We start from the raw sequence: 6,828 nt of genomic DNA on the forward strand, positions 1-6,828 counted from the left end.
CCCGAAACAGATCAAACAGGCGGTTGATATCATTTTATCCGCCAAGCAGCCCATGATTTATACGGGTGGCGGGGTGGTATTAAGTGACGCATCTGAGGAACTCATTGAATTTACCCGATATCTCGGATTCCCGATCACCAACACCCTGATGGGACTAGGTGCTTATCCCGGCTCTGATCCCCAGTTCGTTGGTATGTTGGGTATGCATGGTACCTACGAAGCCAATATGGCCATGCACGAGTGTGATGTATTACTGGCTATTGGGGCACGATTTGATGATCGAGTTACCGGAGATACGGAGAAATTCTGTCCGCAGGCCAAAATAATTCATATCGATATTGATCCATCGTCAATTTCAAAAAACGTCAAAGTACATGTGCCAATAGTAGGGAATGTGAAAGCCGTTCTGTCGGATCTCAATGCGGTGTTGAAAGAAAAGGGGATCAAGCCAGAAAAAGAAGCCCTGGATCAATGGTGGTCGCAGATCAAGGACTGGCAAAGTGAAGATTGCCTGCGATACGACCGCGGCAGCGAACTCATTAAGCCACAGTTTGTCATTGAAAAACTGCATGAGGTTACCAACGGTGATGCGTTTATCACTTCGGATGTTGGTCAGCACCAGATGTTCGCGGCACAATTTTACAAATTCAACAAACCGCGACACTGGATCAATTCCGGGGGATTGGGCACCATGGGTTTTGGATTGCCCGCGGCAATGGGTGTGCAGCTGGCTTTTCCGGATGAGAAAGTTGCCTGTATAACAGGTGAAGGTAGTATCCAGATGTGTATTCAGGAACTGTCGACCTGTAATCAATATGATTTGCCGGTAAAAATAATTAACTTAAATAATCGTTACCTGGGAATGGTGCGTCAGTGGCAGGAGTTGATGTATGGTAGCCGTTATTCACACTCTTATATGGATGCGTTACCGGATTTCGTCAAGCTAGCCGAGGCGTACGGGCACGTTGGTATTCAGGTCACGGATCCTAAAGAAGTAGAGGCGGCACTGGAAGAGGCATTTACCAAGTATAAAGATCGGACGGTATTCCTCGATTTTATTACCGACCAGTCAGAGAATGTTTATCCAATGATTAAAACCGGGCAGGGACACCACGAAATGCTCCTGGCGTCTAAACGTGGTAGAGGGCTGGCATAAAATGCGTCATATCATATCCATACTATTAGAAAATGAAGCTGGCGCATTGTCGCGGGTAGCGGGCTTGTTTTCCGCTCGTGGCTATAACATTGAATCCTTGACAGTTGCACCTACAGAGGATGAAACCCTGTCAAGAATTACCCTGGTGACCCGGGGCTCCGATGAAATTGTCGAGCAGATTACCAAGCAATTAAACAAGCTGGTCGATGTCGTTAAGCTGATTGACTTGACCGAAGGTGATCATATCGAGCGTGAAATGATGATGATCAAGACGCGGGTGACTGGTGAAGACAGGGAAGAGGTCAAGCGATTGGCTGAAATTTTTCGCGGGCGAATCATCGATGTCTCTGATACGACTTATACAGTTGAACTAACAGGTAGTGCGAGCAAGCTGGATGCGTTTATCACAGCGTTAAATGCGCCAATACTGGAAACAGTACGATCCGGAGTGGCTGGCATTGCCCGCGGGGAAAAATCACTGCATGCCTGACGCGATGACGTGTTCGTATACAGCAAGCAACTAAAATAAATATTTATTATTCGAAACAGGAGAAGATTTAACGTCATGAATATCTATTACGACAAAGATTGCGACCTATCCATAATAAAAAGCAAAAAGGTGGCAATTATCGGTTATGGCTCACAGGGGCATGCGCACGCAAATAACCTGAAAGATTCCGGTGTTGACGTGGTGGTTGGTTTGCGCCCAGGTTCCTCATCTGCTGCTAAAGCGGAGAATAGCGGATTAAGTGTTAAAGATATTCCCGATGCGGTTGCTGGCGCAGATGTCGTTATGATTCTGGCGCCCGATGAACATCAGGCAAAATTATATCGTGATCATATTTCGCCTAACATCAAAGAGAATGCGACATTGTGTTTTGCGCATGGCTTTAACATTCATTATGGTCAAATCGAGCCGCGTGCCGACCTGGATGTAATTATGATTGCTCCCAAGGGGCCGGGACATCTGGTGCGTTCTACTTATACACAGGGTGGTGGTGTGCCCAGCCTGATTGCGGTTTACCAGGATGCGTCAGGTCACGCGAAAGATACTGCGTTGTCGTATGCATCGGCAAACGGTGGCGGACGTGCTGGTGTTATTGAAACGACATTCCGTGATGAAACAGAAACTGACTTGTTCGGTGAGCAGGCGGTGCTATGTGGTGGTGCCACGGCCCTGGTACAAGCTGGATTTGAAACGTTGACTGAAGCCGGTTATGCACCAGAGATGGCGTACTTTGAGTGTTTGCATGAATTAAAATTGATTGTAGATTTGATGTATGAAGGTGGTATTGCCAACATGCGTTATTCTATTTCCAATACTGCTGAATATGGTGATTTAACCCGTGGGCCGCGCATCATTACCGAAGAAACCAAAGCTGAAATGAAACGTATCCTGACTGAAATTCAGAACGGAGAGTTTGCGCGCGAATTTATCCTGGAAAACCAGGCGGGTGCTGCAACTCTTAAAGCCAAGCGCCGTATTGGGCGCGAGCATTCCATCGAAGTGGTGGGCGAGAAATTGCGTAGCATGATGTCCTGGATCAAAGAAAGTAAAATTGTCGATAAGTCTAAAAACTAGCGCGATCCGTTCAGTGAAGCTATAGCGTATTCAATTCAACATTTGAATATCCAGATACAAGGTAACAGTTTATGCATCCTGGTGGCTGTTACCTTGCTTCTTAATTCGTAATCCCACCGGTCCTAATCATATATGCTACACCAACGTCCAGTCATTGCCAGGCAAGGTTTGTTGCCAATTGCTGCGGCGCTGGTTTTGGCATCAGTGCTGTATTATTTGTATGGCTGGTGGGTTTCATTGGGAGCCTGGATTATTGCTGCAGCGTTAATGTTTATATTTCGTGACCCGCGTCGCAAGGTTCCGCCCTCACCCCTGGGAATTGTGGCGCCAATTGATGGCAAGGTTGTATCAGTTAGCCAGGAGCGGGATCCATACCTTGACCGTGAAGCAATTCGTATCAAAATGCGTGGTAGTCCATGGGGTGTATTTAGTATTCGCAGCGCGGTAGAAGGCAAAGTGCAAGATCAATGGTTTGGCGCATTACCCGATGGCGCTGATCAAAGCCTGTATAGAAAAACGGGTATTCCCCCATTTGCACAATGGACGCAAACTGATGAAGGTGATGATATTGTTACTACTTTGTCACCGAAACTTGTCCGAAAAGGCATGCGATGTGAAGTTAATAGTGGTGAACGTATTGGTCAGGGCAAACGTTGCGGTTTCATACCGTTTGGTGCGGACGCAGAAACTTTTATACCGTCCAATAGTCGTATCGAAGTAAAACCGGGAGATAAAATAAAGTCAGGTACGCGTATTATTGCAAACCTGGTTAGATAAACGGGTATTTGTACGTTATATTTTATAAATCAAGGAAGAAATTAACCAATTTACCGAACGATATATCTCAATGGCTCCCAAGATTCTAGAAAAGCAGCGCCGACGCGGAATTTATCTGCTGCCCAATTTATTTACCACTGGCTGTCTATTCGCCGGATTTTACGCCATCGTGTCGGCAATGAGTGGGAAGTTTGAGCTCGCTGCAATAGCCATTTTTGTTGCGATGATAATGGATGGGCTAGATGGTCGGGTGGCCCGATTAACCAACACGCAAACAGATTTTGGCGCCGAATACGATAGTCTTGCTGATATGATCGCTTTTGGCCTGGCGCCATCCCTGGTGATGTATGAATGGGCACTGGTTAACATGGGGAAACTTGGCTGGTTGGCCGCGTTTATTTATACGGCGGCGGCGGCATTGCGCCTGGCGCGGTTCAATACCCAGGTTGGCACTGCAGAGAAGCGTTACTTTCAAGGTTTGGCCAGTCCGGCTGCCGCAGCCGTAGTCGCGGGTATGGTCTGGGTGGCGACTGATCATGAGCAGTTGGGTGTTGACTGGCGAATTCCGGCCTTTGCCATAACCCTCGCCACCGGGATTTTGATGGTCAGCAATATTCGCTACCGGAGTTTTAAAGATCTTGATCTCAAAGGGAAAATACCTTTTGTCACCTTGATAATAGTGGTATTGGTGTTTGTTTTTATTTCTTACAGCCCACCCCAGGTGTTATTTACGATATTTCTTGTATATGCGATATCTGGCCCTACATATACCTTGATCAGGCTGCGAAGAAGGCGTGCGGAACGGAGAGCGCATGGACAAAGCGAAGCTGATACTAAAACTGATGACTCAGCTAGCAGTGAAGCCACAGAATCAGACGAGCAAAAAGAGAAATAGCCTCTTGGCAAATCTGGCTGTTGTCGCTATAGTTAAAGCTATACATTGAATTCCAACGAAGAACTTTCAATTGATGCAAACGATGAAACACAAGATGACTGATAGCCGGGAGCCGGGTATGGCTCAATGCGCTATGTCCTGTCCAGTGTGTTTGCCTTCCAGCCTCAGGCTACTGCTGCTGCCCTAAGGGCAGACAATCTTATTCCAAATCATTAATTCCATCTGTTTTTGTCCGTAAACCCTTCAAGGGTTTGATACAATTATATTTAAATGGTGCAGCTCGCGGGGAATTCATTGCGATCACACCGAGCTAATGGAGCAATACCATGAATGACAAGTTAATTATTTTCGATACAACATTGCGCGATGGAGAACAAAGCCCTGGTGCGTCGATGACGCGTGATGAAAAATTACGTATTGCCAAGGCTTTGGAAAAAATGCATGTGGATGTTATTGAAGCTGGTTTTCCCATAGCCAGTCCTGGTGATTTCGAAGCAGTAAAAAGCGTTGCCGAGAGTATTAAGGACAGCACGGTATGCGGTTTGGCCAGGGCCCTGGACAAGGATATTGACAGAGCAGGCGAGGCGTTAAAAAACGCCAATTCAGCGCGCATTCATACCTTTATTGCAACATCACCGATTCACATGAAAATGAAGTTGCGTATGGAGCCGGACCAGGTGCTGGAGCAAGCCGTACACGCGGTCAAGCGAGCGAGCAAATATACCGACAACATTGAGTTTTCTCCCGAAGATGCCGGTCGTTCCGAGTTGGATTTTTTATGCCGCGTATTGGAAGCGGTGATTGATGCCGGTGCACGCACCGTGAATATCCCTGACACCGTGGGTTATAACTTGCCCCATCAGTTCGGTAATTTAATTGCGCAATTAATAGAACGGGTGCCCAACTCTGATAAAGCCGTGTTTTCGGTACACTGTCACAATGATTTGGGGCTTGCAGTTTCCAATTCACTTTCTTCTGTAATTAATGGCGCACGACAGGTTGAATGTACCATTAATGGATTGGGTGAGCGTGCAGGTAATGCAGCATTAGAAGAGATTGTAATGGCTGTTAGTACTCGTAAAGATGTATTTTCATGTAACGTTGATCATATTGATCGCACCCAGATTGTACCGACTTCACGCCTGGTGTCGGGTATTACCGGTTTCGCAGTACAACCTAATAAAGCCATTGTCGGTGTTAATGCATTTGCCCACGAATCCGGTATACATCAGGATGGCGTATTAAAAAGCCGTGAAACCTATGAAATTATGCGCGCGGAAGATGTTGGCTGGACGACGAATCGCATGGTATTGGGTAAACACTCCGGACGTAACGCTTTTAAAACGCGTTTGCAGGAGTTGGGGATAAGCGTTGAGTCAGAAGAGGAACTAAATAATGCCTTTGCGCGTTTCAAGGAGCTTGCTGACAAGAAACATGAAATCTACGACGACGATTTACAGGCTTTGGCGACCACTGCAGATCTCGACAAGGAAAATGAGCACGTCAAGTTGGTGTCGTTAAAAGTATGTTCGGAAACGGGCGAAACACCGGTAGCTGCACTCACTTTGAATGTTGATGGTGAAGAAAAACAGGTCGAAGCCAGTGGCGGTGGGCCAGTGGATGCGTCATTTCAGGCCATTGAGAAAGCCATCGAAAGCGGTGCACATTTACTGTTGTACTCTGTCAACAACATCACCAGTGGGACTGATGCACAAGGTGAAGTCACGGTTCGGCTCGAGAAGGGAGACTATATTGTCAATGGTCAGGGTGCGGATACTGATATTGTTATTGCCTCGGCGATGGCCTATATCAACGCACTGAATAAATTGATGACCCGTATGGAGCGCCGTCATCCGCAAGTTTAGTATGGTGAAGGTAATCAGAAAAATCTAACGATAATGGCGATTGACGAACGACAACAACAATATTTGCAGGCCATGGGCGTACAAACCTGGTTGAGGCGAGAAAGTGTAGCTGAACCAGAGATGCCAGAGGCAGCGGAGTTAAATTCGGCAGCAGAATCGCCGGTCACGCCAGAAGTTGGTTGTGCTCCTGCGGGAAGAGTCAGGCTGCCAGCAGGAGATAACGTTTACAGTTATAACTGGGATCAGCTGCAGGGCGCTGTTCGCCAGTGCATAGCGTGTGATTTGCATAGCACCCGTAAAAATACCGTCTTTGGTGTTGGCAATGAGCAGGCTGACTGGATGGTTGTTGGTGAAGCTCCGGGCGCTGACGAAGACCGTCAGGGAGAACCTTTCGTTGGTAAGGCCGGCCAGCTTTTAAATAATATGCTATTGGCGATCGGCCTGCAGCGGCAACAGGTTTATATTGCCAATATACTCAAGTGCAGGCCGCCGAATAACCGCGATCCGCGCCCTGAAGAAGTGGTTAAGTGTGAACCCTATCTAAAAAGACAGG

Annotated in this window: 7 protein-coding genes; all 7 read left to right on the forward strand. The window is 47.1% G+C overall.

Translation table 11 applies throughout. The annotated features are described in order from the left end of the window. On the forward strand, positions 1-1,156 hold a 1,156-nt coding region (gene ilvB, locus ACWVCM_RS06670), incomplete at its 5' end, for a biosynthetic-type acetolactate synthase large subunit (RefSeq protein ID WP_455200949.1). 1 nt (position 1,157) lies between these two features. Further along, on the forward strand, positions 1,158-1,646 hold the full coding sequence (ilvN, locus tag ACWVCM_RS06675; protein ID WP_455200950.1) for an acetolactate synthase small subunit: 489 nt from the start codon (positions 1,158-1,160) through the stop codon (positions 1,644-1,646). A 75-nt stretch (positions 1,647-1,721) separates the two neighbouring features. Further along, the gene (gene ilvC, locus ACWVCM_RS06680; RefSeq protein ID WP_455200951.1) at positions 1,722-2,738 is read left to right on the forward strand and encodes a ketol-acid reductoisomerase; all 1,017 of its coding nucleotides are present in this window, start codon (positions 1,722-1,724) and stop codon (positions 2,736-2,738) included. Positions 2,739-2,870: 132 nt separating this feature from the next. Then, on the forward strand, positions 2,871-3,515 hold the full coding sequence (locus ACWVCM_RS06685; RefSeq protein WP_455200952.1) for a phosphatidylserine decarboxylase: 645 nt from the start codon (positions 2,871-2,873) through the stop codon (positions 3,513-3,515). A gap of 70 nt (positions 3,516-3,585) precedes the next feature. Further along, positions 3,586-4,410 carry a CDP-diacylglycerol--serine O-phosphatidyltransferase gene (gene pssA, locus ACWVCM_RS06690; RefSeq protein ID WP_455200953.1) on the forward strand — a complete coding sequence of 275 codons (825 nt, stop codon included), beginning with the start codon at positions 3,586-3,588 and terminating at the stop codon, positions 4,408-4,410. Between the two features lie 326 nt (positions 4,411-4,736). Beyond that, complete coding sequence (locus ACWVCM_RS06695) at positions 4,737-6,275, forward strand: 2-isopropylmalate synthase (RefSeq protein WP_455200954.1); 1,539 nt, start codon at positions 4,737-4,739, stop codon at positions 6,273-6,275. A gap of 33 nt (positions 6,276-6,308) precedes the next feature. Continuing rightward, positions 6,309-6,828: uracil-DNA glycosylase (locus tag ACWVCM_RS06700; protein ID WP_455200955.1), on the forward strand; the 520-nt coding region annotated here is incomplete at its 3' end.

It is taken from the genome of Kaarinaea lacus, from assembly GCF_975902315.1.

What these genes read in the sequence shown, in the direction of transcription:
- ilvN (WP_455200950.1), top strand. Translation starts at nt 1,158, where the DNA reads ATGCGTCATATCATATCCATACTATTAGAAAATGAAGCTGGCGCATTG.
- ilvC (WP_455200951.1), top strand. Translation starts at nt 1,722, where the DNA reads ATGAATATCTATTACGACAAAGATTGCGACCTATCCATAATAAAAAGC.
- ACWVCM_RS06685 (WP_455200952.1), top strand. Translation starts at nt 2,871, where the DNA reads ATGCTACACCAACGTCCAGTCATTGCCAGGCAAGGTTTGTTGCCAATT.
- pssA (WP_455200953.1), top strand. Translation starts at nt 3,586, where the DNA reads ATGGCTCCCAAGATTCTAGAAAAGCAGCGCCGACGCGGAATTTATCTG.
- ACWVCM_RS06695 (WP_455200954.1), top strand. Translation starts at nt 4,737, where the DNA reads ATGAATGACAAGTTAATTATTTTCGATACAACATTGCGCGATGGAGAA.